Genomic DNA, 24,804 nt, shown 5'->3' on the forward strand with positions numbered 1-24,804 from the left:
TCACACCTCGAACGCGGACTTGACCGGCACGGTCGCGGCTGCACCACGGTCGAGCAGCAGCTCGATCTTCACCAGGACATGGGCGATGCGGTCGAGAACGTGCTGCACATTGCGTCGCGCCTTCGTCATGTCCGGCGACCAGGCTTCCGTCACGAGCCGTGCGCCGACGCAGAGGCGCAGCACGGCCTGCGGCGTCTCGTCCTGCCGCTCCAGCCGGACTGGCTGGCCGACCAGGCAGCGCTGCGCGGCGACCTCTCGGTCCGCCGTGCTGCCGCTGATCTCATCGCTCATGTCCCGCGCCAGTGCACGGTGAACGGCCGAGGTCTCGGCGATCGAGACCGGTTTGCCGTCGCGCAGCAGCGTGAACGGAAAGATCGTGGCCTGCGCGAATTCCTCGTCATCCGCGTCGGCCGTGTTGATCGCGGTTGGAGTTGGAATAGAGCGAAGCGACGGCGACAACGCGATCATGCTGTCGATGCCGGTGGCGAGCTCAGCGAGCATCTCGGCGCGGGAAACCGCGGGCACGGCGTAGTAGCTGCCGATCTCGGCCAGCGCCGCCTCCCAGCGCAGCCATTGACCGAAATTCGGGCGGCGCTCGAAGCGCGAACGCAGCGCCGTCCAGGCCACCGGCCAATCGCAACGGCCGGCATAGTCGAAGATACCGGGCGCGATCCCCTCACCCCGGTCGAGCGAGCGCGAAAGGCCCTTCGGCACCAGCAGCGCACCGCTGAAGGCAGGCCCGCCGAAGAATTTCGAGCCGGTGATCAGCACCATATAGCCGCGGTCCGAATAGGAGCGCAGCCGGCGGCGGCCGAGCCGGGCCTGGCAGGCATCGACAACGATCTGGACCTTGCGCGGCCAGCGCCGCGCGATCTCGTCGAGGCAGGCCGTGCTCGGCGCACGCCATCCGAGCTTCGAGGAATCCATGATCTGGAGCAGCACGGGCGCGCCTTGCGCGATCGTGGCCTCGACCGCATGCAGCACCGCCGCATCGGCGTCCGCGCGCATCGCGATCCCGGGTGCGGCCTCGCGCAGTGGCAACGCAAGACTGGTACCGGCGAGCCCGGCAACCGCGCCGTCCTTGCGGACCGCTACGCCGCTCGCCGCCATGGAGCTGAAATGGTGTCCGCGGGCAGTATGGATCGTCCCGCTTCCGGTCTGGTCGGCGCCGACCACGATCGTCACCGGCCGCGCGCCGAGGATCGTCCGCGCCAGGAACAGGGCATGGAGCTGGGAGTCCGTGCCGGACGGCGAGAACACCACGTCGACGCGCGGCGAGAGCTGGAGATGACTGCGCAGCTCGTCGCGCATGTCCTCGCATCTTGCGTCGAAGGCGACCTCGACCTCGTCGAACAGGCACTTGTGCATCAGCTCTTCGCGCGCCAGCGCAGCGCGGTCATAGGCCGCTTGCGAGATCGTCGATGCGGTCGCGGAGGCGAAATTCCAGATCTCCGGTTCCGGCGAGGCCGCGCAGCCATAGGCGTTGACGCGGTCCTCGGGATCGAGCGCGAGCCGCGGATCTCCGCCGGAGACGAGCAGCGTGTCGAGCGGCGTGAAGAGATCGCGCAGGCGATAGCGCGAACCGCCGTCGGACGCGTGCTCCGGTTCTGACCAACGGGATGCGCCGCCGCTCATCCCGGCAGCCTCACGCCGCGGCATCGGCCGCCGCCGCGGGCACGGCTGCGAATTGCGAGGCGATATCGCCGCGGAACACCGACGGCCCGACGTGATCGAGCGAGCTCTGGATATCGGCCCAGATCTCGCCGCCGATATCGGTCCAGCGCTTGCAGAAGGCGAAATCCTCGGAAAGATACGTGCCGGTCGCCGGGTCGATCATGCATTCGAACAGCGCGAACCGGTTCTGGCTCGCCGTCAGCGTGTCGTGCGAATGTTCGCGGAAGAATTGCAGGTTCGCATAGGCCGGGTGGCGGCACATCGCCTCCAGCACGTGGCGCCGGATCATCAGGAAGCCGGTGCCGGCGTAGCGCACGCGGGTGAAGCCGTTGACCACGACGATGCGGTCGGGATCCTCGATCTCGAGCACATAGTCGAGCGAGGCGGCCGGCACGTCGGCCCGACCGGACTGGATCGCACGCGCGGCCTTGTCCCAGTTGACCCGCTTGATCGGATAGCAGCCGGCCACGACGTCCGCGCCGCACTCGATCAGCCGGAACACCTGCTCCGGCCTGAACCCGATATCGGCATCGATGAACAGGAAATGCGTCGCCCTGGGATCGTCCAGGAACATCGCGACCAAATTAGCCCGCGCGCGGGTGATCAGGGCGTCGCCGTCTCGCAGGTGCACCTTGAGCTCGAGGTTGGACATGCCGTGCACGGCGCGCTGCAGCGCGAAGATCGAGCTCGCATAAATGCTCGACACCTGCCCGCCGAAGCAAGGCGTTGCCACCACCAGCTGCATCCTGTCCGACATCGACCGCCCCGCCCCGCTCCAATCCTCACCAAGAGGTAAACAGGCATGGTTAACGGCGCCTTAACGCCCCCTTACAGGAACTTGACGAGCGAGAGCTGCGCGAGGTTCGAGGTCACCTGGTAGGACGCCTGGAGGGCGTTCTGGAGCGCCAGGATCTCGCTCGCGACCTGGTCCGGCGAGGCCGATTCCGCCTGGTCGATGATGCCCTGAAGCTGCGCCTTGGCCTGGGTCTGGCGCGTGGTGGCGTCCTTCATCGTGTTCTGGGCCATCGCGATGTCGGTCTGGATGTCCTCGATGCGCTGCTGGCCGGGCTGCTGCGTCAGCGCCTGCGTCACCCGCAGGCTCAGCGCCGACACCTGCCCGCCCGAATACTGGCCGGTCGGCGAAGTCGAGAAGGTCCCGAACACCGCGATCGCCTGCAATTGCCGGCGGATCGCGTCCTCGTTCGCCTGGGCGCCATATTGCACCGTGACGGCATCGTCGACCCGGGCCGTCGCCGTGGAACGCGGCGACCCCGGCCCGTCATTGCCCAGGTACCACTTCACGGTGGTGGCCGAGCCGTTCACCAGCGTCGTCGCCGAACTCGCGGGCGAGGAGCCGACGCGCAGCGGCGGTTGCGTGGCGGTCACGGGCGTCGCGGCGAAGCCGAGCGAACCCAGCGCCCCCGTATTCGAGCTCGTGATGCTGAGACTCGCCGCGTCGTCGGTGTTGATCGTGATCGAACCGCCATGGACCGTCGAGGGCTTCGACGTCCCCGTGATCTGGTCGATCTTGCTCAGCAGGGTCTGGATGCTGTCGGTGACGTTGAGCTGGTCGCCGGTCGCGCCCGAGCTGACGAAGGTCAGCGTGGTGCCGTTGACGGTGATGGTGTCGCCGGCGACGAAGCCCGGCGAGATCGAGTCCGAGGGGCTCGCGCCTGACAGCGCCGTCGCGCCGGTGACGGGGGCCGGCGGCGCCGCCTGGTTGTTGACCGGCGTGCCGATCGCGGAGCTCGCGGTGTTGAAGAAGTTGTCGCCGGCGACGACCGCGGATGCCGCCACCAGCGAGGTGTTGGCGAGCTTGGTGATCGCGGTGTTCAGCGCGGTATTGAGGTTGGTCGCGGTGTTGTTCGGATTGACGGGGGTGCTCGCATCGATCGCGAAGCTGCCGAGCGGCGTCGGCGTCGCCGTCGAGGCGGTCAGGTCGATCTGCTCGGTGGTGCCGTCCGGAAGGGTGAACTGAATGCTGAGCTTGTCGCCGTTGTTCGGGTTGACGCCGTTGAGATCGACCGAGAACGACACCGGCGAGCCGCTCGGGCCGGTGACGGTCGCGCCCGTCAGCGTCGAGGACACCGCCTTGATCTTGAGCCCGAACGGCGACCCGGCGACGTCCTCCGATACCTGCACGGAGCTCGGCGTCGGCTGCGTCTGCACCAGCCGCCCCATGCCGTTGGCGCCGAGATCGGCGGCCTGGCGCTCCGCCATGACGGTCTTGAAGCCGGCCTGCGTCGTGGTGCCGTTGATGATGTCGCCGGCATCCGCAACCGACTGCGTGTTGACGGCCGTCCCGGAGAACAGATAGCGGCTGCCGGTCTGCGTGTTGAGGACGCCGACCATCGAGCCGAATTGCGCCGCGGCAGTGTTCTGCGCGATCGTCTGGCCGTTGACGTTGAGGTCCTGCGCGGTGTTGGCCGAGCCCGTCTGCACCGTGTTGCGGATCTTCGTCAGCGACTGCAGCGCGGTATTGGCGAGGTTGATGCTGACGTTGACGTTGGTGATCGTGTCGGTATAGCCGGCGATGTTGGAGAGCTGCGCGCGCCCGGCGATCGCAAAGCCCTCGTTGGTGCCCATGCCGGAATAGTTCTGCGACAGCTTGCCGGTCGAAAGCTGGGTCGACAGGTCGGTGAGCTGCTGATTGATGTTGCGGATCTGTGCGCCGAGAATCGACGAAGAGTAGTTGATGCTGCTGATCGACATCTTTCAGAGCCCTGTTACTTGTTACACTTGAGCCTGGAGCAACGTGTTCATCATGCTCTGCACCACCGACATGACGTGGGCGTTGGCGGCGTAGGCATTCTGAAGCTGGATCAGGTTCGACATCTCCGAGTCCAAGTTGACGCTGGAGGTCGAATCGAACTTGGCCTGGAGCGTCGAGACCACGACGCTCTGGCCCTGCTGGAGCTGGGTCGCCTGGGTGGCGGCGTTGGCCTGGACGCTCAGGAACTGCTGGAGGTAGTTCGAGACGCTGCCGGTGAAGGGCTGGTTCGCCGAGCCGAGGCCGGTCTGCGGCGAATAGGAGAACACCGCATTGGTGAGCTGCGAATAGAGATAGTCCGAACGCGTGGTGTCGCCCGCGGGCGTCACCGGCGAGGTGTTGTAGACCGACAGCCGGCTCGGATCGGAAACCAGCTGCGTGTTCACGGCGATGCGCCCGGCAAGGCCGGTCATCTGCGAGCCGGACGCCGTGATCGCGCCGGTGTAGAGCGCTTGGCCGCCGTCGGTGAACAGCGGCAGCTGCGGATTGCCCGAGGTCAGCGACGTGATCGTCTTCGTGGCCGACGCCGAGTTCACCTTGGCAAGGCCGGTGTTGTCGTCGGTCACCCGCAGCGTCGTGGCGCTCGCCGGCGCCGGGGCGGCGGAGAACGACAGATGCGCGCCTGGCAGCGCGGTGTTGAGCGCGGAGGCGATCGCTCCCATGCCGCCGGAGAAGTTGACGCCGATCCGCATCGGGTTGGCGTTCGTCGCGTTCTGAAGCGGCAGCGCGGCCGGATCGGTCACGTTGACCAGCGTGATCTGGCGCTGCGTGTTGGTGGCCGTGTCCGTGTAGGTGATGTTGACGGTGTTGCCCGGCGCCGCCCCGGCAAGGTCGAGATCAAACCCGGCCGGCGGGCCGGAGACCGTGCTTCCGGCCGTGGTCTTGTCGGACAGCGCGCTCGCCATCGTGGCGGCGAGCTGGTCGATCTGATCCTGCGCCTGCACCAGGGTCTGGTCGCGCAGCTTCAGGTCGGCCGCGATCTGGCCGGACGACACCACGTTGTTGGCGACGACGTCGACTTGCGAGCCGTTCGGCAGCTTGATGTTGAACGCACCGACGCCGGACTTGGCCGGGTCGATGTTGTAAAGCGAGGTCGCCGACAGCGCGCCGGCGGAGGCAAAGGAGAATTCCGAGGCCAGCCCGGCGCCGACGAGCTGAATACCGGTCGTGGTGTAGATGTTGGTCTGGTTCGAACCGTCTGTGGTGACGCGCACGTCGACATATTTCGACAGCGTGTTGATGGCCTGGTCACGCTGGTCCATCAGCGTGGCGGCCGAGGGATCGTTGACCGACAGGCCCTGAAGCCTGGTGTTGATGTCGGCGATCTGCTGCATCGCCGCGTTGGCGGCTCGCGCCGAGTTGCCGAGATCCTGCTCGACGTTGGAGCGCAGCGACTGGATGCCCGTGGTGGTGACGTTGAGCTGCTGCGCCAGGGCCTGCGCCGCGCCGAGCGCGACGGTCTGCGCCGACGACGCCCCCGAACTGGTCGAGAGCGCCTGAAGCGCCGTGGTGAACTTGTTCAGCGCGGCTTCGAGCGTGCCGCTGTTGCCGGGCGTGCCATAGACACTCTGAAGCTGCTTCAGGATGTTGGCCATCTGGTCGGCGTAACCGCTGCCGCCGGTCTCGGTCCGCAGCTGGTTCAGCACGTAGCTGTCGAGCTCGCGGCTGACACCGGTGGTCATCACCGTCGAGCCAAAGTCTCCGGTGGTGACCTCGATCTGGTTCGGCGTCTGGACGACGTAGCCCGGCGTCTGCGAATTCGCGACGTTCGATGAGACGATCGAGAGCGCGGCCTGGTTGGCACGCAGGCCGCTCATCGCGCTGGCGAGGGCTGAACTCAAACCCATGTCACTGACCCGCCTTTGGTTACGTTACGCGCCGATCAGCGCAATACGTTCAAGAGATCCTGCACCATCGAATTCGCGGTCGTGATCACCTTGGTGTTGGCCGAATAGGCCTGCTGGGTCACGATCAGCTTGGTGAATTCGTCGGCGATGTCGGTGTTGGATCCCTCCAGCGACGAGCCGCTGATGGTGCCCGAGGCGCCGTCGATGGCGTCTCCCGACTGTTCAGTCGCAGCGTAGGCGCCGCCGTCGAGCGCCTTCAGATAGTTGGTGCCGTTGAAATGCGACAGCTGCACCTGAGCGAGGTTGAGGTTCTGGCCGTTCGAGAAGGTGCCGACCACGACGCCATTGTTGTTGACGGCAACCGAGCGGAGCTGACCGGCGGCATAGCCGTTCTGCGTGATCGTGTTGATGGTCACCGCGCCGCTCGTGCTGGCATATTGCGTCAGCCCGCCCGAGGAGATGTTGAAGGCGACCGAGCCGAGCGACTGACCGCTGACGGTGACGTTGTTGATGGTGATGCCCGAGCCGCTCGGCGAGGTCAGCGAGCCGTCGGCGGCAAAGGTGAAGGTCTGACCGGTGTTGACCCAGCCGACGGTCGTGCCGGTTGCGTTCGGGTCGGTCTGGTAGAACAGGTTCCAGCTATCCGAATGGCCCGCGCCCAGCGAGGCACTATCGGTCTTGGCCCAGCGCAATTGCAGGTTCACCGGCGTGCCGGCGGCGTTGTAGGCGGTCACCGCGCCACCGCTGATCGATTCCTTGGTGAACGTGGCGATGTCGTTGCCGATCACGCCGCCGGTGCCGGCCGTGCCGCCGCCGTCGCGATTCTTGGTGATGGTCGAGGTGAAGCCGAGCGCGGAGAAGGCAGCGCTGTTGGAGCTCGACACCGACAGGTTGGAGACAGTGCCGGTGTTCAGCGTGATCACGCCGCCGCTGCTGACCGACGACCCCGAGGCGCCGGAGAGCGCGTCGATCTTGCCGAGCAGGGTCGTGACGTTGTCGGTGATGTTGATCTGGTTCGGTCCCGCGGCGCCCGAGTTCATGAATGTCAGCGTCTGACCGTTGACCGTGATGGTGTCGCCGGCGGAGAAGCCGGACGAGAGCACCTGGGCGCCGCCGGCGGTCGCAGTGCCGCTCAGCACGGTCGCGCCCGAGATCGCGGGCGAGGACAGCACGTTGCCGCCGCGCGTCACGCTGCTGATGCCGAGCGCGGTGGCGGCCGTGCCGCTGCCGACCGCGACGTCAGTGCCGGTGCCGGTCGAGATCTGGATATTGCCGCTGACCGAGAGCGAAGCGGTGACGCCGGCGCCGCCTGCAGTCTGAATCGCATTCAGGATGTCGGCCACGGTCGCCGTCGTGCCCGCACCGAGACCGATCGTCGTATTGCTGCCGACGGTCGAGACCGTGGTGCCGCCGTTGAACGTGATGGTGTTGCCGTTGATGGTCAGCGTCTGGCCGCTCAACGCGGTCAGAATGCTGGAGGCGAGATGTGTGCCGGCGGCGTTGTCAAGGGACGTGGTTGTCGAGGCGACCGCCGACGAATTGTTCTGGAGCGCAACCGTGCCCGTCGCCGCCGTCGACGAATAGGCCGAGCGGATGTTGCCGGTTGCAGCCGCGCCTGACACCGTTGCGTTGGCATAGGGCGCCGGCGGCGTGCCGACCGGCAGCGGGTTGGCGGCGAAATCGGACGGATTGAGCCCACCGGCCGCCAGCAACGTGCCGGTCGAGGCGGTGGTTTTCGCCACCGTGTTCGGCTGGGTCGGCAGGTTCGCCGCGTACTGGATCGAGGTGGTCGCCTGCGCCGGAATGAAGTTGTTCTGGAATTGCAGGACGTTCGCCACGCTGCCGGTCGGGTTGCCGGTCTTCGGGTCGACCGTGACGCCCATCAGGTAATAACCGGCGCCGTTGACCAGGTTGCCGTTGGCATTGAGCTGGAAGTCGCCACGCCTCGTGTAGTAGGTGACCCCCGTGAACACCGGCACGTTGTCGACGACGCCGCTCGCCTTCTGGATCGAGAAGAAACCGTCGCCGGTGATCGCCATGTTGGTGGCGACGGTAGAGGATGAGATCGTGCCCTGCGTGGTGATGGTGGCCTTCGCGTTGGCCTGCACGCCGCCTGCGACCTGCTTGCTCGGGACGGATGAGTCGGGAATGAGGTCGACGAAGCTGGTGCCGATGCCCTTGTAACCGGTGGTGGATGAGTTCGCGATGTTGCCGGAAATGTTCTGCAGCGCGAACGACTGCGCCTGCAGGCCACCCACCGAGGTGTTCATTGCATCGAAGATACCCATAACTTTGTCTCCAAATCCGATCCCGGCGGCCGGTCGACCATGGCCGCAGTCGGGAGAGACGTCGCAAGGCCTATGCCAATGCAGGGATCTTTAGGAAATCAATGACTTAAACAAAAAGGCCCCGGTCGGACGACCGGGGCACAATTGCCGGGCCGGCAACAATTGCCGGGGCGAGTGTCATTCCGGAGCGATGCGTCAGCATCGAATCCGGAACCTCGAGATCCTCAGGTGCGCGGTTGCACCATCGTTCGGTCCTGCGGACCGTCCGGGAATGACGACGAGAAAGACTTACGTCGCCGACGCCGCCGCGGGATGGAAGACCAGCCCGAAACCGTCGATGCAATAGCGCAAGCCGGTCGGCTTCGGACCGTCGTCGAAGACGTGGCCGAGGTGGCCGCCGCAGCGGCGGCAATGCACCTCGGTGCGGACCATGCCGTAGGTCCGGTCCTCGGTCTTGCCGACATTGCCCTCGATCGGCTGGTAGAAGCTCGGCCATCCCGTGCCGCTCTCGAACTTGGTCTCGGACGCAAACAGCGGCAGGTCGCAGCCGGCGCAGGCGAAGATGCCCTTGCGGTGCTCCTTCAGCAGCGGGCTTGAGCCGGGCCGCTCGGTGCCGTGATTGCGCAGGATCTCATATTGCTGCGGCGTGAGCTGGGCACGCCATTCGGCCTCCGTCTTCACAATCTCGAACTTTTCCGCGGCCTTCTCGCCGGCCTCGGCGGGGGATGCTCTCAGCCAGCGAAAGGCCGAAAGGCCAAACAGGCCGGCGACAGTCGTCAACAGGATGCGGCGGTCAACCATCTCATTCTCCGTGCGCGGGGAGTCCACGCCCTGAGATACGGGCTCTAACGGTCGACGTTACACTTCCGGGCGGGATTTTTCTTGGCGCTTATCGCGAGATGCCGGCTTCGTGAGGGGCCGGTTCCGTGCCCTGTTCTATGTTGCCCTGTTCTGTGCGTTGGGCCGCAGGTTTCGGCGGCGAGGTTGGCCGCGGCCGAACGCCGGGCGGCGGACGGCGCGGGCCGGTGCCGGCGGCCCGGTTGGCTTTGGCGAGGCGGGCCTCGCGTTCCCTGTCCTTGAGCCTGGCACGTTCGCGATAGCGGGCGAGCGAGCCCGCCGCGGCGGAACTCGCCCTGCTCCAGATCCCGACCAGCTGGCCCGCGACGCGCCCCGTGGCGCCGCCCGCCCAGACCAGCTCGAACGGCGAGAACAGCCGCCAGCGCTCATCGCCCCGCAGAATGCTGCGCGCGATCATCTGTCCGGCCATGGCGGAGGTGTTCATGCCCTGGCGGCCGAACCCGCTCGCCACCCACAGGCCTTTGCGCAACTGGCCGATCTGCGGCATGCCGTGCACGGTCTGGCCGGTGGCGCCGCCGAACATGTCGGTGATCTCGACATTGCCGAGCTCGGGAAAGATCGTGCGGATCCGCCGCCTGACGGCGCCCGCGAAGCGCTGCGGACGTGCCGCCCAGGTGGTCTCCGGGCTCTCCCATATCAGCCGGTCGCCGTCGACGATCTTGAAATGATCGACGCCGTCGGAATCCATCACCGATCCCTTGAAGGCGATGATCTCATGAAGGCGCTCGCCGAGCGGCGCGGTGATGCCGGCATAGCGCCAGACCGGCAGCAGCGTCTCCGAAAGGCGCTTCAGGGGCGCGCCGAGATGAATGTTGCCGGCGAGCACGATGTGGGTTGCGCGCAGCCGTGCCGAGGGTGTGACGATGCGTTTGCGGATGCCGGAATGATCGATGCTGACGACCGGCGTGTCCTCGAAGATGCGGGCGCCTGCCCGCCGCGCCAGCGCCGCAAGGCCGTGCACATATTTCCGGCCGTCGACCTGGAACGCTTTGGGATAGTACACGCCGTGGAAGTAACGGTCGGTCTTGAGCAGCCCGCGGACGCGATCGGCCTGCCAGCCCTCGACCTCGGTATCGAAATCCTCGTTCAGCATCTGCAACCGGCTGATCAGCCGGTCGCCGGTATCGACGTTGGAGACCTCCAGCACGCCCTCGCTGAGGCCGATTCCCGGCATGTTCTCTTCCGTGGCGTTGGCGCGGACGAATTCTGCGCCTTCCTTCGACAGGGCCCACAACTCGCGCGCGTCCTCGAAGCCGATGCGCTCGATCAGGTCGGCGAGCGGCAGCGCGAAGCCAGGCATCACGGTGCCGAGCTGGTTGCCGGAGGCGTTCCAACCGATATGACGGCCCTCGAGCACCGCGACGCTGGCCCCGAGCCGGGCCGCCTCCAGCGCGATGGAAAGGCCGGCAAGGCCCGCGCCGATGACGCAGATGTCGGCGTCGAGATCGAACGACAGCCGCATGCGGTCGCGAAGACCGGCTTCTTCCTGGGACACGCTTGTGAAAGTCTCGCTCATGTCGTTTTCTTAGAGCATGATCCGGAGAAGTGTGCAGCGGTTTTCCCTCGCGACGAACGCAAAATGCGTTTGTGCGGAGATCATGCTCAAAACAATAACTCTAAAGCGCGATGGCGATTCGTCCCAATCTCATCGCGCTTTTGGACCTGTCCGGCGCTTGTCACCTTGTTCTCGACCCGCGCCCGTAGATTATTCTGGACACACAACGATTCGAGAATGCCATGCGCCGTTTGATGCTGCTGCGTCACGCCAAGACCGAGACCGACGCGCCGAGCGGCCGTGACCAGGACCGCCGGCTCGACGAACGCGGCCACAAGGATGCTGCGCGGATGGGCGACTGGATCGCCGCCCATCCCCCCTTCCCCGATACCGTGCTGGTGTCACATGCCGTGCGGGCCCGGCAGACCTGGGACATCGCCTGGGAGGCGATGAAGGACCGCGTCCCCGTGCCGCAGGTCGAGATCCTGCCGGAACTCTACGGCGCCGATTCCGCGGAAATCCTTGAAGCCATTCGCACTGCAACCGCCCCGGCCGACCCAAAGCGGTTGCTGCTGATCGGCCACAACCCCGGCATGCACGAGGTCGCCCTGATGCTGATAGGCGGCGGCGACCCGGCCGGCGCCAAGGCGCTCAGCAACAACCTGCCCACCGCGGGGCTTGCGATCTTCGACTTTGACGTCAAGGATTGGGGTGACGTGGCCTACCGCCGCGGCAAGCTGGTGCTGTTCGTCAGCCCCAAGCTGCTTCGATCGGGATGATCGCGCGACCTACGGCAAGACGTGCTGACCGAAAGATATGGAGGCGCAGATGTTCAAGTCCATCCTCGTGCCCATCGACCTCGCCGACACCGATCTCGCCAAGCCGGCGATCGCAACCGCGGCGACGCTGTCGCAGACCTGGAGCGGCACGGTGCGCCTGCTCAACGTGCTGCCGATGACGCCGGTGATGCTGGCCGAGTACGTACCGGCCGATTTCGACGAGCAGCAGCGTCAGACCTCGGAGGAGGCCCTCGCCATCGTCGCGCGCGAGTCCGGCATCGAACCGAGCCGCATCTCCAGCGTGGTGCGCCAGGGCGGCATCTACCACGAGATCCTGGAGGAAGCCGCGCAGATGAAGGCCGACCTGATCGTGATGACCTCGCACCGGCCGGCGATGCGCACCTATTTCCTCGGCTCCAACGCCGGACACGTCGTGCGCTACGCCAAATGCTCGGTGCTGGTGGTCAGGCACTAGGCACCCATCGATCCCCGTCATTGCGAGTGCAGCTCGTAGCCCGGGTGAGCGAAGCGATACCCAGGACAGCTCACGCCGCTTCCCCGGATGTCGCTTCGCTCATCCGGGCTACGAGACTTTGCGTTTCCTGTCGGGCAAACCCCCAAGATGCCGGTCAATCCGCTTCACCGAAAATATTCCGCTTTACCGAAATTCGGAAACGGCGTATGTGTTGCGCGACCCGGCCCAAGGAAGAGGGGCGTATCGCGATCGTCACGAACGCGGGCCGGACGGCGGTGGACGTGGGTCACATCGGCGCGAAGGGTTTTGCAGGGCAGGCAACTGTGAGCAAAGCCGTCGCGCACACGACCGGTGTGATTCCAGCGTACGGCAAAATCGTGTGGTCCTGGCGCCCGGGGTCTGTGCGCCAAGTGTTGCGGTGATGTGGCGGCCCGACCGGGCACGCGCGTCAGTCATCCGCAAGGCGACGGGGGCAATAGTGCATCGCTCCCCGGGGAGAGCGCGACATAAGCCGTAAAACCACTGCGCAGGGAAGGCCGGGATGTCCTGGCTTCACCTGTATGCCGCTGTGCAGATTTTCTGACTGCAAACCTCGCACAGTGGACCGCGGGTGCCAGCCGGCTCCCGGCCTTCCCTGCGCCCTCTTTCATTTCAGAGGGTGAGGCACTGAGGCAAAGCTCGGGCGAGATGAGCCGCGAGGATGCGAAGGTGTGTCTGCAATGAAGATGCGAATGACAGGTGACCTGCCACGCAATGCCGATGTTGAGGCCGTCCGCGCCAAAACGAAAGTTTCGTGCCTCGGACGCTGCGCAGCACGAAGTGATGCGCTGCCGAGCCGGGGCCCATGCCGCAGCGAGTGCACGACTTGCCGGGTCCTGGCTCTGCGCCGCAACGCTCACGCGCTGCTGCGCGTCCGGGACACGGGAGTGGGGGTTTACAAATACCGCGTCAGCTCGGCCTTGAACTGCCCGTACACCGCGTCCTCGATCTGGCTGCGCGTGATGCCGATGTCGCGCAAGGCGCGATCGTCGAGCTCGTTCAGCGTCTTGACGGCGGAGCGGCGCTCGATGCGGTCGAACAGCGCAGTGACGCCGTGAGCGAGCGTACCGAAAAATCCGCCCGACGAGGATGGGCGTAAACTCCGCCCGGCAGTTTGCGAGATCGTGGTCATTTTCTTCTCCGGCCTGTCGTCCCGCGCGGCGAAGCAGTGTCGTTGGCGCGGACGCTGTCAGCGCCTGCACCTCATTTGCCGTCGGATTGCTCTCGCTCTCCTCGGCTCAATCGCGGAACTTGATGGAACTTAAATGCTCCGGTACACTTCTCGGAGCAAGCAAAACATTGCTCTCGGTGCAATAATGTCCAAGTTCGAGTACGTGAAGCTTGCCGATGCCATTGCGGCCGATATCACTAACGGCACGTTAAGGCCCGGCGACCGGCTGCCGCCGCAGCGCAATTTTGCCTATGACCGTGGCATCGCGGTCTCGACCGCGAGCCGGGTTTATACGGAATTGCTCCGCCGCGGCCTCGTGGTCGGCGAGGTCGGCCGCGGCACCTTCATCTCCGGCGACATCAGGCGCCAGGTCGAGACGACGCGCGAGCCGGCCGAGGCGCGCATCAATTTCGAGGTCAACTACCCGCTGCTGCCGCAGCAATGGGCGATGATCGCCAAGAGCCTTGCGGGGCTGGAGCGCGTCGACGCACTGGAGTCCGCGCTGCGCGTTTCCACCAGCACCGGCACCAGGAGCGCGCGCAATGCGGCCGCCGCCTATCTCGCGCGCAAGGATTTTGCGCCGCAGGCGGACCAGATCTTCTTCACCGCCAACGGCAAGCAATCGCTCGCGGCCGCGCTTGCGGCGCTCGTTCCGACCGGCGGCCGCTGCGGCGTCGAGGCGCTGACCTATCCATACGTCAAGAGCATCGCCGCGCGGCTAGGTGTGACGCTGGTCCCGATTCCGATGGACGAGCACGGCGCGCGGCCGGATGCGATCCAGAAGGCGCATCGCGAGGCGCACCTGTCGGCGCTGTATCTCCAGCCCATCATCCAGAATCCGCTCGGCGTCACCATGAACGCGACGCGGCGCGCCGACATCATGCGCGTCGCCGAAAAGCTCGATCTTCCCATCATCGAGGACACCGTCTACGGCTTCCTCGCCGACGACACGCCGCTGGCCGCGCTCGGACCGGACCGCTGCATTGTGATCGACAGCCTGTCCAAGAAGGTCGCGCCCCGGCCTCGCGCTCGGCATCCTGGTCGCGCCGCCTCACTTGCGCGAAAGCGTCATGAGCGCGGTCCGCACCGGCGGCTGGATCGCCTCCGGCCACGCGCTGGCGGCCGGGCAGCGGCTGATGGCCGACGGCACCGTCGCCGAGCTGACGCGCCTGAAGCGCATCGACGCGGCGCGCCGCCAGCAGACCGCCGCAAGGCTGCTGGCCGGCTACCAGCTCGCCGCCGATCCGCGCTCCTATCATCTCTGGCTGACGCTGCCGCCGCACTGGCGCTCGCAGACCTTCGTCGCCGCGGCGGCAAGGCGCGGCATCGCGCTGACGCCGTCCTCGACCTTCGCGATCGCGCATGGTCATGCACCAAACGCGGTGCGGCTCGCCCTCGCCCCGCCGTCGCCCGAGCAGCTCGATTCCGGCCTGCGCACGATCGCCTCGCTGCTCGGCACCAAGGAAGAGGATTTCGACTCGACGGAGTAGCTCAGACCTCCGGCCAATCCGCGATAAAGCCCCTCGCCTTGTAAGGCTCGATCTTGTCCCATTCGTGCAGCATGCGGCGACGAAATTCGACATCGGTATGCCAGAGCGCACGCGGCGTCTCGAAGCTATCGACAGTGAGCAGCATCTTCTCGACCTCCGGCCAGTGCCGCTGAAGCGTCATCGGGTAACGCCGCGCGGTCCAGGTGTTGCCGAGGCAGATCACGCTGCGGATGTTCTGCCGTCCGAGCGCCGCGTCGATGATCGGCAGCGAGAAGATCACGTTCTCGCCGGTGTTCATCGCGCGATGCTCCTCGAGGATAACGTCGCCCGGAATGCCCGCCGCAATCATCGCTGCCTTGATGATCGTGCACTCGGATTGCTCCGAGCCCGGCGTTACACCGCCGCTGACAATCGACCAGCGGAACAGACCCTCGCGCCAGAGCCTTGCGGCAGTGTCTGCCCGCAAGCCAACATCTTCGCGGGTGCCGAACATGAACAGCAGGTCGGCTGGCCGGAGCGGCGTGTCGATCAGATGCGTGCGATTGATTCTGGCGATCTCCTCTGCCGTCGGCAGACGGCTGCTGCGGTCCATGACTGACATGAATGCAAGATGCGACGCCGGCGCCGCGAGGCGAAGTCACGTTTGATTGCGGCCGATTGCACTTAAGGCAGCAGAGCCTTCGGCACGCGATCGAAACTGTAGCTCTGCGGCTGATTGCGCCGCACGAAGCCGCCGACCTGCCAGGCGAACAGCGCGGCAAAGCCGACAATGAACAGCGCGCCGGCGAACTCGCCGATCAGAAGCGCGCGGATCAACAGCCCCGTCATCGCCACCGTCAGCACCGCCAGGAAAGCCAGCGCCGCCGCATAGGTCTTGCGGCCAAGGCCGGCGCTCAATTCGGCCCGGCTGCCGGCCTGCGCCATCCGCGCGTGCAGCGCGAGAATGAAATCGCGGAAGCCGCTGTCCTGCGGCGCCATCAGCGCCGCGGTCTGCCAGCTCGTCGAGAGGATCACGATGCGCCCGCCGCCGGTGCGGCTGACATCGGCACGGAAGCGGTGCTGTTGCATCGAGACCGGGCGGAACGACAGCCGGATCGCCGAGATCTCGTCGTAGCGCCACAGGCCGGAGCGTCCGGCGATGTGCCAGGACAGCCCCTGCTCCGTCAGCTCGAAACGATGCGCCGACCCGATCAGCGAGGCCTTGTAGGCGTAGCTCGTGGCCGAACCAGCTTCAGCTCCCGGCATATCGATCACAGGTCCCGTTCGCGATCCGCTTGCGCGATCGCCCTCGCCCATCCTACAAGCGAGGCATGGCTGAGACGACGTTTTTTCCGCGCCGGCTGATTCTCGGCGCCGCTATGATCTCCGGCGTGCTGCTCGCGCTCGCGGTCCACATGCTGGGCGCCCGCTATGGTCTCGATCTCGGCGGCCTCTGGCGCTCCGACACGCATGAGTTCATGCCCGCGGGCGCGGCGATCGCGTGGTGGCTGATCGCCACGGTCGGCTTCTCCGGCGGTTATTTCACGGCGAGCCTGATGCAGAGCGCCGTCTCCGGACAGATCCCGCACAGGATGCGGCAATTCCTGATCGCGGTCGGCGTGCTGCTGCTTGCGGGAGCAGGCCAGGCGGCCTCGGCGCCGAGCCCGATCCCGACCGTCTCGGGCGTGCTGGCCGGGCTCGCCGCGCTCTGCCTCGGTGCCGTAATGGCGTTTTGCGGCGCGCATTTCGCGTTGCGACGCGGCTGACCTGCTCTGTCTCCCACGCCAGCGCGCTCATCGCATAGACGTCAAAAGAAAGCGCCGCGCGTGACCGCGCAGCGCTTTCCCGGCTGCACCGTGACGGCTAGCTCGCCGCGCGCAGATTGACCTTGCTCTCGGCGAGCGTCGTCAGCTTCTTGTCGGTCGCCTTCTCCTCCTCCAGCGTCTTGGCGAGGACGCTGGCGCAGTCGTTGCGGCCGAGCTGCTTGGCCCAGGCGATCAGGCTGCCGTAGCGCACGATCTCGTAGTGTTCGGCGGCCTGCGCGGCGTTGATCAGTGCGGCGTCGAGCACCGCCTTGTCGGCGACTTCGCCGGCGGTCTCGTCGGCTTCCTCGATGATGCCGTCGATGGCCGGGCAGTCGACCGCCTTCACGGCGACGCCGTGCATCTTGAACACTTCCTCAAGTCGAGCGACGTGCTCCTTGGTTTCCTCGAGGTGCGTCAAAAAGCCCTGTTTCAGCTGCGGATCGGTGGCCTTGCTTGCCATCTTCGGCAGCGCCTTGGTGAGCTGCTGTTCGGCGTAATAGATGTCCTGAAGCTGATGCACGAACAGGTCGTTCATGGTTTTGATGTCTTTTGTGAACAGTCCCATCGTTCCGATCCTCTCGGGTTTCGGGAACACGGCGGCGCCGGCTTGCACGAAAAGCCGCGTATTCCGCCATGTTCGATTGCTAATGAAGCCTAACGAGCACGTGGCATCGACGTTCCAAAAAGCGCCGAAGCCGCTTGCGCTGGAACAATGCGGACGGCGCCAGGATCTGAAATCGTGTCGGCGCACCAAACGCGCGAGCGGCGCCGGTTTCACGACTCATATGCTTAACGCGCATCCGATGTGAACCACGTATGACAAAAGTGGCCGCCCAACGCAGAACCTATTGTTGTCAAGGGCTGCACAAGCCGCTGATTTTGCCTTAAATGAACTTGATCATGCCTAGCGATCGATGCCTGCCTTTGGCCATGATCGCGTCCGACCGGCCAATGCCTGGCCCGGTCGGTCTTTGCCCCCCGCCGGGAGGATGAATGCACGGACTGCTGCCCGCGCTGAAACGCGGCTTCAAGAGATGGATCGGCTGGCGACGGCTCGGAATTGCCGCGAGCATCTTCATCATCGCCTTCGCGATCACCACGCTGGTGCGGACCCTCAAGGGCATCGATACCGGCGTCATCCTGACTGCGTTGACGGAGATTCCCCGCGGCAATATCGGGCTGGCGGCGATCTGCGTCTTCTTCGCGTTCTGCACGCTGACCTTCTACGACTTTTTTGCGCTGCGAACGATCGGCAAGAAGCACGTGCCCTATCGCATCGCGGCGCTCTCCAGCTTCACGTCCTATTCGATCGGCCACAACATCGGCGCGACGGTATTCACCGGCGGCGCCATCCGTTTCCGGATCTATTCGGACTACGGGCTCAACGCGATCGACGTCGCCAAAATCTGCTTCCTGTCGGGCCTGACCTTCTGGCTCGGTAACATCTTCGTGCTCTCGATCGGCATGGCCATCCATCCGGATGCCGCCTCCGCGATGGATCAGCTCCCCTCGTCGATCAACCGTCTGATCGCTCTCGGCGGCCTCGCCTCGATCGGCGCCTATCTGGTCTGGCTCTGTATGGGCGACAAGCGCCGCGAGCTCGGCCAGAAGGGCTGGAAGGTGGTGCTGCCCTCGGCCCCCCTGACGCTCGTGCAGATCCTGATCGGCGTGGTCGATCTCGGCTTCTGCGCCACGGCCATGTACCTGTTGATGCCGGCCAACCCGCCGATCGACTTCATGTCGCTCGCGGTCGTGTTCATTCTGGCGACCCTGATCGGCTTTGCCAGCCACGCGCCCGGCTCGATTGGCGTGTTCGATGCTGCCATGCTGGTGGCGTTGCCCGAATTCGGCCGCGAGCAGCTTCTGGCAACGCTGCTGGTGTTCCGCATCCTCTATTTCGTGATCCCGTTCGGCCTCGCCATCTCCATCATGGGCACGCGCGAGCTCTGGATGAACGTGGTCGAGCCCTGGCAGGAGCGGCGGCGGCTGGCCGAGGCCTGCGCGCAGGCCAACCTGCCCAAGCAGGTGACACCGATGGAGCGCGAGCGGTTGCTGCGGCAGGCCAACAAACGCTAAGTCAGCCGGCGCAGACAAAGGTTGCGGGCGGCGGAGCAATGCTCTCTTATTTCCGCCTCAACTTTGCCGTTGAAGACCCGGGCCATGATCCCTCTATCCCTACGTACTCTCGCCGCGGGCGCTCTGCTGCTCGCCGGGCTTTTGACCGCCTTGCCGTCCGAGCGCGCCGCCGCGCAGGATGCGGGGGCCATGCAGATCGATTGGGAGGTGCGTAACCGCTTCCGGCTGTTCCGCGAGGAACGCGACTTCCTGCTCCATGTCGAGAACGCGCGCAACCGCAGCATCCTCGCCGCCGAGCAATCGCTGGAGCTGCAGAGCGAGGGCCGCGGCTGGGCCCGCAACATGGTCAACCGGCTCTGCATCGACCTCCAGGGCCGGGTCAACCAGCCCTGTACCCGCGACAACGTCAAAGAGAACTACATCACCCCGATCGACCATCCGGTGACGGTGCGACTGACCGGCGCGGTGCCGGTGGGCGCCACCTGCGCCTGGTCGTTCGACGACGGCGACGGGCCGCAACAATCGACCTTCGACTGCGCCGAGCCGATCAATCTGCGCGTCCGCTACGGCAGGCAGACGGTCGCGACCGTCGATGTCTCCGCCGGCTCCGATCCGACCCAGCGCCTCCAGACCGAGATCCGTGTCCGCGACATTTTCGTCGCTGGCCTCGGGGACAGCATCGCCTCCGGCGAGGGCAATCCGGACCGGCCGCTGGCACTCTCGGACGAAGGATTTTGCTTCCGCTCCTATCTCGGTACCGCAGGCGCACAGTACTACCGGCCGAGCCGCCACGGCTTCAAGGGCGGCCGCGCCTGCGAGGCGCCGGATACGCTCGCCAACTGGCAGCGCTACAGCGCGCTCTGGTTCAACGCGCCCTGCCACCGCTCGCTCTATAGTTACCAAGCCCGCACCGCGCTGGCGCTCGCGGTGCGCTACACCCACATCGCCGTGACCTTCCTGCCGCTCGCCTGCACCGGCGCCAGCATTGCCGACGGGCTGCTTGGCTCGCAGCGCGCCCGCGAATGCCCGCCCGGCAAGACCGGCGTCTGCAACACCAGCGTGAACGCGCAGGTCGCCGAGCTGCGCGAAGCGCTCACCGCGGCAAAGAAGCGCCAGCCCGATCGGACGCTCGATCTCGTGCTGCTTTCGGTCGGCGCCAACGATGTCTACTTCTCCGGCCTCGTCGCCGACGTCATCGTCGACACCGCGACCGAGCGGACGCTATTCCGCCGCTCCGGCGTGATGGCCAGTGTCGATGATTCCCGCGATGCGCTGACGCGTGAGCTGCCGCAAAGCTTCGTCAAGCTGCGCGAGGCGTTGAAGCCGCTCGTCGGCGGCGACCTCTCGCGCGTCGTCTATGTCTCCTACGCTAATCCTGCGCTCGCCGACGGCGGCGTGCCCTGCCGCGGCGGCCGCGCCGGCTTCGACATCCATCCGTCCTTCAACGCCGATCCGCAGCGCCTTGCCCGCGTCTCCACCTTCGTCGACACGGAATTCCTGCCGCAGCTGAAAGGGCTCGCCACCTGCACCCGCGGTGCGCTGTGCCGCGATCCCGAATCCGACCGCATGACCTTCGTCGATGCGCACCAGGCCACGTTCGCCGATCATGGCTTCTGCGCCCATTCGGGCAATGACCCCGAATTCGACCGGGCTTGCTTTGCCGAGAACGGCCAGAGCTTCAATCCGGACATTGTCAGCGCAGCGAGCCAGCCGATGCTGTGCGGCCGCGGCGCCTCGGAATATCGCGCCTACCTGCCCCGCGCGCGCTGGATCCGCGACGCCAATGACAGCTATTTCGCAGCGATGACCTATCCGCAGGGCTTGCCGGCCGCGAGCCAGCCCACCGACATCCACGACGCGACCTGGGGCGTGCTCTCCGCCGTCTACGGCGGCGCCGTGCATCCGAGCGCCGAAGGCCACGCCGCGATGGCGGATGCGGCGCTGCCGGCCGCGAGCGCCGTGCTGGGGCTCGATGCGGTGCCGCCCGGCGTAACGCGCGGACTGCTCGCGCCGCTGCTGCCGGGCGCGCGGCAGTAGCGGCGGGCACCGTTGCTTCGGCGCGACGGCTGGGAGCTCAGCCAGAAATGAAATCGTGGTCGACGCCCCGGCTGTGCCAGTAACGCATCTGCAGCCGCGGCGCGATTTCCCAAGCGATCGCAACTGAGGCAATTGCGCTCAGGACGATCATGACCGGGATGTAAAACGAAGCCTCATCACGAAGGGGACTGAGCAGAATCCCCAGCATGCCTGCACCGAACAGCACAGCTTGCGCCATCATGAACACCATGGCCGAGATTTGAAGACGAACGCGCATGTCAATCACCGTGGCTGTTTCGACTTCAGGGTAAATCTGCCAGGCTCCAAGATGTTCCCGGATGCGGCCAAGCTGACCGCCGTCGCCGTCCAGTGATCGCCGAGACGCGACGAAATGCGAGACTGACGGCGGTGGCACCGCCGTACCACAACGCACGCAGCGCCTTGGGCCCATCGATCCAAAGACGGCATCGATCGATACTCCCTTGAACTTGGACACTCTGCCGCGCGCGCCTCTAGGACTCGCCTCGAGGAAATGTTCAAGTTCTAAGGAGGCGCATGATGAGCGCAGTGGTGTCCACAGCGGACGTGAGGAGGTCTCGCGTCAGGCTGTTCATCGTGACCATGCTGTTCCTGGTCACGACAGTCAATTACGCCGACCGCGCCACGCTGTCGATCGCGGGCCCTGCGCTCTCCAGGGAGCTGCATCTCGATCCCGTCGCCATGGGTTACATCTTCTCGGCTTTCGGCTGGTCCTATGTGATCGCGCAGGTGCCGGGCGGCTGGCTGCTCGACCGCTATGGTTCGCGCCTCGTCTATGCCTTCAGCATCATCGTGTGGTCGCTCTTCACGATGTTACAGGGCTGGGTCGGCTTCTTCAGCGCCGGCACCGCCATCATCGTGCTGTTCGGCTTGCGCTTCCTGGTCGGCATTGCCGAGGCGCCCTCCTTCCCCGCCAACGCTCGAATCGTCGCCACCTGGTTTCCGGGAAATGAGCGCGGCACCGCGTCGGCCTTCTTCAATTCGGGACAATACTTCGCGACCGTGATCTTCGCGCCGCTGATGGGCTGGATCGCGCACGCCTATGGCTGGCGCTTCGTGTTCTTCGTGATGGGTGCGCTCGGCATCGTCATGGGTCTCGCCTGGATCAAGACCGTCTACGGCCCGAAGGAGCACCCTTCGATCAACGAGGCCGAGTTCGACTACATCAGGAACGGCGGTGCGCTGGTCGATCTCGATGCGCCCAGGAACGATCTGAGGCAGGTGCGCGCAGCGCAATCCGGCTCCGGGTGGGACCACATCCGCCAGCTGCTCTCCAACCGCATGATGCTCGGCGTCTATCTCGGCCAGTACTGCATCAACACGCTGACCTATTTCTTCCTGACCTGGTTCCCGGTCTACCTCGTCAAGGAACGCGGGCTGTCGATCCTGCAAGCCGGTTTCGTCGCGACGCTTCCTGCGCTGTGCGGCTTCATCGGCGGCGTGCTCGGCGGCATCATCTCCGATGCGATCCTGCGCGGGACCGGCTCGCTGACCATGGCGCGCAAGATCCCGATCGTCGGCGGCATGCTGCTGTCGATGTCGATCATCGCCTGCAACTATGTCGACGGACAGGCGCTCGTGGTGGGCTTCATGGCACTCGCCTTCTTCGGCAAGGGCATCGGCGCGCTCGGCTGGGCCGTCGTCTCCGACACTTCGCCGAAGGAGGCCGGCGGCGTCTCCGGCGGCCTGTTCAACACTTTCGGCAATCTCTCCTCGATCACCACTCCGATCGTCATCGGTTACATTCTGGCCGCGACCGGCTCGTTCAACGGCGCGCTTGTGTTCGTCGGCCTCAACGCGCTGGTGGCGGCGTTCGCCTATCTCGTCATCGTCGGCAAGATCGAGCGGGTGGTGCTCAAAGGTTCCTCCTGAGGGCTCTCACGGGAGCTTGACCAGGCAACTTGCGGCGGCTCACCAGCCGCCGTCTTTGTATTGGGGGTGATCGATGCTAGAAGTGCCGGGGAAACGCCTTATCCATCTAAGGCATGTATCGATGTTCGACCTCAACCAGCTCCGCTGCTTCGTCACGGTGGCGGAGGAACTGCATTTCGGCCGCGCCGCTGCGCGGCTGAACATGACGCAGCCGCCGCTGTCGCGGCAGATCCAGGTGCTCGAGCACATCATCGATGCGCCGCTGCTCGAACGCACCAGCCGCTCGGTGCGCCTCACCCCTGCCGGGCGCAGCTTTCTGCCGGAGGCGCGGCGCATCCTCAAGCTTGCCGAAAGCGCCTCGCAAGTCGCCCGCCGCATCGCGCTCGGCAAGATCGGCTCGCTCAAGATCGGCTTCACCGCGGCCGCGGCCTACGGCTTCCTGCCCGAGCTCGTCGCCGCCTGCCGCGCCAAGCTGCCCGAGGTCGATTTCTCGCTGAAGGAGATGGTGTCCGGCGACCAGTTCGAGGCACTGACCTCCGGCCAGATCGATGCCGGCCTGCTGAGGCCGCCTATCGCGCGTCCCGAACTCGCCAGCCGCCGCGTCGTTGCAGAGCCGCTGCTGGCGGCGATCCCGAGAAAGCATCCGCTGGCGAACGCCGACAGCATCGCCATCAAGGATTTCGACGACCAGCCCTTCGTGATGTACTCGCCCTATGAGAGCCGCTACTTCCACGACCTCCTGGTCGCCTTGTTCACCCGCGCCGACGTGCTGCCGCGCTACGTCCAGCATCTCAGCCAGATCCACTCGATCCTCGCGATGGTGCGCGCCGGCCTCGGCCTTGCCATCGTGCCGGCCGCAGCCGCGAACCTGAAGATCTCCGACGTGCGGCTGCGGCCGCTGAAGCTGCGCAACCGCGTACCCGTCGAGCTGTTCATGGTCTGGCGGCGCGAGGACGAGAATCCGCTGCTGGCGGCGCTGGTCAAAACCGCCGGCGAATTGTCCTCCGCGGAGCTGCCGGAAGATTGATGCTCAATCCGCATCGGTCGATATAGGCTTTGGCTTGGACGCGCATCGAACGGTCTCCTAAACCACGGCGCATGGACGCGCAGGCTTTGCGTCCTCCGCAACACGCACGAAGGGAGCAGCGCCCGTGAGCAAGATGACCCCGCAGGACATGGCCCGAAAGATCGGATCCGGCCTCCTGTCCTTCCCCGTCACGCCGTTCAGGGCTGACTACTCCTTCGACGAGGCGACCTACCGCGCCAACATGGACTGGCTGTGCGGCTACGACGTTGCCGGCCTGTTCGCCGCCGGCGGCACCGGCGAGTTCTTCTCGCTGACCCCGACAGAGGTTCCGCACATCGTCAGGATCGCCGTCGAGGAAACCAAGGGCCGCGTGCCTGTGCTTGCCGGCACCGGCTACGGCACCGCAATCGCGCGCGAGATCGCCATCGGTGCCGAGAAGGCGGGTGCCGATGGCCTGCTGCTGCTGCCGCCCTATCTCACCCATTCCGAGCAGGACGGCCTCGCCGCCCATGTCGAGGCGGTCTGTGCCTCCGTGAAGATCGGCGTCATCGTCTATAACCGCGACAACGCCATCCTCCAGCCCGACACGCTGGCCCGCCTCGCCGAGCGCTGCCCGAACCTGGTCGGCTACAAGGACGGCATCGGCGACATCGAGTTGATGACCCGCGTCTACACCAAGCTCGGCGATCGCCTCACCTATATCGGCGGCCTGCCGACTGCGGAGACCTTCGCGCTGCCCTATCTCGACATGGGCGTGACGACCTATTCCTCGGCCGTATTCAACTTCGTTCCGGAGTTCGCCACCAGCTTCTACGCCGCGGTGCGCAGGCGCGACCATGAGACCATCCATGCCGGCCTGAAGAACTTCATCCTGCCGCTGATCGCAATCCGCAACCGCAAGAAGGGCTATGCGGTCTCGATCATCAAGGCCGGCATGAAGGTGATCGGCCGCGACTCCGGCCCGGTCCGGCCGCCGCTGACCGATCTCACCGAGCAGGAGCTGGCGGAACTGACCGCGCTGGTGAAGAATCTGCCCGCCTTCCGATCGACACAACAGGCGGCAGAATAACGGACGACGACAGG

At 65.8% G+C, this 24,804-nt stretch carries 20 protein-coding genes and 1 pseudogene; 9 read left to right on the forward strand and 12 right to left on the reverse strand.

The window, feature by feature from the left end; translation table 11 throughout:
• The 7 genes from ABIA42_RS20290 to ABIA42_RS20320 all read right to left on the reverse strand — a co-directional run bounded on the left by ABIA42_RS20290 (window position 1) and on the right by ABIA42_RS20320 (window position 10,953).
• Window positions 1-1,635 (reverse strand): hypothetical protein, encoded by a 1,635-nt coding sequence (locus tag ABIA42_RS20290; RefSeq protein ID WP_370121944.1) that lies wholly within the window; start codon window positions 1,633-1,635, stop codon window positions 1-3.
• Between the two features lie 10 nt (window positions 1,636-1,645).
• Complete coding sequence (locus ABIA42_RS20295) at window positions 1,646-2,431, reverse strand: hypothetical protein (protein ID WP_131872826.1); 786 nt, start codon at window positions 2,429-2,431, stop codon at window positions 1,646-1,648.
• Between the two features lie 71 nt (window positions 2,432-2,502).
• On the reverse strand, window positions 2,503-4,386 hold the full coding sequence (locus ABIA42_RS20300; RefSeq protein ID WP_370121942.1) for a flagellar protein: 1,884 nt from the start codon (window positions 4,384-4,386) through the stop codon (window positions 2,503-2,505).
• A gap of 21 nt (window positions 4,387-4,407) precedes the next feature.
• Entirely contained in the window at window positions 4,408-6,291 is a 1,884-nt protein-coding gene (flgK, locus tag ABIA42_RS20305; RefSeq protein ID WP_370121939.1) for a flagellar hook-associated protein FlgK, read from the reverse strand.
• 35 nt (window positions 6,292-6,326) lie between these two features.
• Complete coding sequence (locus ABIA42_RS20310; RefSeq protein WP_028177405.1) at window positions 6,327-8,579, reverse strand: flagellar hook-basal body complex protein; 2,253 nt, start codon at window positions 8,577-8,579, stop codon at window positions 6,327-6,329.
• A gap of 288 nt (window positions 8,580-8,867) precedes the next feature.
• Window positions 8,868-9,380 (reverse strand): peptide-methionine (R)-S-oxide reductase MsrB, encoded by a 513-nt coding sequence (msrB, locus tag ABIA42_RS20315; RefSeq protein WP_035671899.1) that lies wholly within the window; start codon window positions 9,378-9,380, stop codon window positions 8,868-8,870.
• Between the two features lie 88 nt (window positions 9,381-9,468).
• Entirely contained in the window at window positions 9,469-10,953 is a 1,485-nt protein-coding gene (locus ABIA42_RS20320) for an FAD-binding oxidoreductase (RefSeq protein ID WP_271533175.1), read from the reverse strand.
• Window positions 10,954-11,174: 221 nt separating this feature from the next.
• On the opposite strand from ABIA42_RS20320, the gene ABIA42_RS20325 reads away from it, so the two are divergent.
• On the forward strand, window positions 11,175-11,711 hold the full coding sequence (locus tag ABIA42_RS20325; protein WP_370121934.1) for a histidine phosphatase family protein: 537 nt from the start codon (window positions 11,175-11,177) through the stop codon (window positions 11,709-11,711).
• A 49-nt stretch (window positions 11,712-11,760) separates the two neighbouring features.
• A complete protein-coding gene (locus ABIA42_RS20330; RefSeq protein ID WP_035707892.1) occupies window positions 11,761-12,186 on the forward strand; it encodes a universal stress protein in 426 nt (141 codons plus the stop codon).
• A 934-nt stretch (window positions 12,187-13,120) separates the two neighbouring features.
• On the opposite strand, the gene ABIA42_RS20335 is transcribed toward ABIA42_RS20330, so the two are convergent.
• A complete protein-coding gene (locus ABIA42_RS20335; RefSeq protein WP_271533179.1) occupies window positions 13,121-13,357 on the reverse strand; it encodes a DUF1127 domain-containing protein in 237 nt (78 codons plus the stop codon).
• 184 nt (window positions 13,358-13,541) lie between these two features.
• Here ABIA42_RS20335 and ABIA42_RS20340 point away from each other — a divergent pair.
• A pseudogene (locus ABIA42_RS20340) lies at window positions 13,542-14,886 on the forward strand (PLP-dependent aminotransferase family protein).
• 1 nt (window position 14,887) lies between these two features.
• Here the strand turns inward: ABIA42_RS20340 and ABIA42_RS20345 are convergent.
• Window positions 14,888-15,487: a YdcF family protein gene (locus ABIA42_RS20345; protein ID WP_370121929.1), complete on the reverse strand. Its 600-nt coding sequence runs from the start codon at window positions 15,485-15,487 to the stop codon at window positions 14,888-14,890.
• A gap of 62 nt (window positions 15,488-15,549) precedes the next feature.
• Window positions 15,550-16,131, reverse strand: coding sequence for a hypothetical protein (locus ABIA42_RS20350; RefSeq protein ID WP_370121927.1), 582 nt, complete (start codon window positions 16,129-16,131; stop codon window positions 15,550-15,552).
• 65 nt (window positions 16,132-16,196) lie between these two features.
• Between ABIA42_RS20350 and ABIA42_RS20355 the strand changes: the two genes are divergently transcribed.
• Window positions 16,197-16,631: a hypothetical protein gene (locus tag ABIA42_RS20355; protein WP_035671880.1), complete on the forward strand. Its 435-nt coding sequence runs from the start codon at window positions 16,197-16,199 to the stop codon at window positions 16,629-16,631.
• 97 nt (window positions 16,632-16,728) lie between these two features.
• Here ABIA42_RS20355 and ABIA42_RS20360 read toward each other — a convergent pair whose 3' ends face one another.
• Window positions 16,729-17,235 (reverse strand): ferritin-like domain-containing protein, encoded by a 507-nt coding sequence (locus ABIA42_RS20360; RefSeq protein WP_370121924.1) that lies wholly within the window; start codon window positions 17,233-17,235, stop codon window positions 16,729-16,731.
• Window positions 17,236-17,663: 428 nt separating this feature from the next.
• On the opposite strand from ABIA42_RS20360, the gene ABIA42_RS20365 reads away from it, so the two are divergent.
• Window positions 17,664-18,746, forward strand: a complete 1,083-nt coding sequence (locus ABIA42_RS20365; protein ID WP_370121921.1) for a YbhN family protein — start codon at window positions 17,664-17,666, stop codon at window positions 18,744-18,746.
• 84 nt (window positions 18,747-18,830) lie between these two features.
• A complete protein-coding gene (locus tag ABIA42_RS20370; RefSeq protein ID WP_370121918.1) occupies window positions 18,831-20,783 on the forward strand; it encodes a hypothetical protein in 1,953 nt (650 codons plus the stop codon).
• A gap of 37 nt (window positions 20,784-20,820) precedes the next feature.
• Here ABIA42_RS20370 and ABIA42_RS20375 read toward each other — a convergent pair whose 3' ends face one another.
• The gene (locus ABIA42_RS20375; protein ID WP_370121915.1) at window positions 20,821-21,279 is read right to left on the reverse strand and encodes a hypothetical protein; all 459 of its coding nucleotides are present in this window, start codon (window positions 21,277-21,279) and stop codon (window positions 20,821-20,823) included.
• Between the two features lie 62 nt (window positions 21,280-21,341).
• Here ABIA42_RS20375 and ABIA42_RS20380 point away from each other — a divergent pair, with 62 nt between their 5' ends.
• From ABIA42_RS20380 to kdgD, 3 genes are all read left to right on the forward strand, one after another.
• Window positions 21,342-22,694 (forward strand): MFS transporter, encoded by a 1,353-nt coding sequence (locus ABIA42_RS20380; protein WP_370121912.1) that lies wholly within the window; start codon window positions 21,342-21,344, stop codon window positions 22,692-22,694.
• Between the two features lie 121 nt (window positions 22,695-22,815).
• On the forward strand, window positions 22,816-23,721 hold the full coding sequence (locus ABIA42_RS20385; protein WP_028177417.1) for a LysR substrate-binding domain-containing protein: 906 nt from the start codon (window positions 22,816-22,818) through the stop codon (window positions 23,719-23,721).
• A gap of 124 nt (window positions 23,722-23,845) precedes the next feature.
• Window positions 23,846-24,790: a 5-dehydro-4-deoxyglucarate dehydratase gene (gene kdgD, locus ABIA42_RS20390; protein ID WP_370121908.1), complete on the forward strand. Its 945-nt coding sequence runs from the start codon at window positions 23,846-23,848 to the stop codon at window positions 24,788-24,790.
• The last annotated feature ends 14 nt before the right edge of the window (window positions 24,791-24,804 follow it).

Source organism: Bradyrhizobium sp. USDA 327 (genome assembly GCF_041262065.1).
GTDB lineage: Bacteria > Pseudomonadota > Alphaproteobacteria > Rhizobiales > Xanthobacteraceae > Bradyrhizobium > Bradyrhizobium liaoningense.

What these genes read in the sequence shown, in the direction of transcription:
- ABIA42_RS20300 (WP_370121942.1), bottom strand. Translation starts at nt 4,386, where the DNA reads ATGTCGATCAGCAGCATCAACTACTCTTCGTCGATTCTCGGCGCACAG.
- ABIA42_RS20385 (WP_028177417.1), top strand. Translation starts at nt 22,816, where the DNA reads ATGTTCGACCTCAACCAGCTCCGCTGCTTCGTCACGGTGGCGGAGGAA.
- flgK (WP_370121939.1), bottom strand. Translation starts at nt 6,291, where the DNA reads ATGGGTTTGAGTTCAGCCCTCGCCAGCGCGATGAGCGGCCTGCGTGCC.
- ABIA42_RS20295 (WP_131872826.1), bottom strand. Translation starts at nt 2,431, where the DNA reads ATGTCGGACAGGATGCAGCTGGTGGTGGCAACGCCTTGCTTCGGCGGG.
- ABIA42_RS20380 (WP_370121912.1), top strand. Translation starts at nt 21,342, where the DNA reads ATGAGCGCAGTGGTGTCCACAGCGGACGTGAGGAGGTCTCGCGTCAGG.
- ABIA42_RS20320 (WP_271533175.1), bottom strand. Translation starts at nt 10,953, where the DNA reads ATGAGCGAGACTTTCACAAGCGTGTCCCAGGAAGAAGCCGGTCTTCGC.
- ABIA42_RS20290 (WP_370121944.1), bottom strand. Translation starts at nt 1,635, where the DNA reads ATGAGCGGCGGCGCATCCCGTTGGTCAGAACCGGAGCACGCGTCCGAC.
- ABIA42_RS20325 (WP_370121934.1), top strand. Translation starts at nt 11,175, where the DNA reads ATGCGCCGTTTGATGCTGCTGCGTCACGCCAAGACCGAGACCGACGCG.
- ABIA42_RS20310 (WP_028177405.1), bottom strand. Translation starts at nt 8,579, where the DNA reads ATGGGTATCTTCGATGCAATGAACACCTCGGTGGGTGGCCTGCAGGCG.
- ABIA42_RS20355 (WP_035671880.1), top strand. Translation starts at nt 16,197, where the DNA reads ATGGCTGAGACGACGTTTTTTCCGCGCCGGCTGATTCTCGGCGCCGCT.
- ABIA42_RS20330 (WP_035707892.1), top strand. Translation starts at nt 11,761, where the DNA reads ATGTTCAAGTCCATCCTCGTGCCCATCGACCTCGCCGACACCGATCTC.
- ABIA42_RS20345 (WP_370121929.1), bottom strand. Translation starts at nt 15,487, where the DNA reads ATGTCAGTCATGGACCGCAGCAGCCGTCTGCCGACGGCAGAGGAGATC.
- ABIA42_RS20360 (WP_370121924.1), bottom strand. Translation starts at nt 17,235, where the DNA reads ATGGGACTGTTCACAAAAGACATCAAAACCATGAACGACCTGTTCGTG.
- ABIA42_RS20335 (WP_271533179.1), bottom strand. Translation starts at nt 13,357, where the DNA reads ATGACCACGATCTCGCAAACTGCCGGGCGGAGTTTACGCCCATCCTCG.
- msrB (WP_035671899.1), bottom strand. Translation starts at nt 9,380, where the DNA reads ATGGTTGACCGCCGCATCCTGTTGACGACTGTCGCCGGCCTGTTTGGC.
- ABIA42_RS20365 (WP_370121921.1), top strand. Translation starts at nt 17,664, where the DNA reads ATGCACGGACTGCTGCCCGCGCTGAAACGCGGCTTCAAGAGATGGATC.
- ABIA42_RS20350 (WP_370121927.1), bottom strand. Translation starts at nt 16,131, where the DNA reads ATGCCGGGAGCTGAAGCTGGTTCGGCCACGAGCTACGCCTACAAGGCC.
- ABIA42_RS20370 (WP_370121918.1), top strand. Translation starts at nt 18,831, where the DNA reads ATGATCCCTCTATCCCTACGTACTCTCGCCGCGGGCGCTCTGCTGCTC.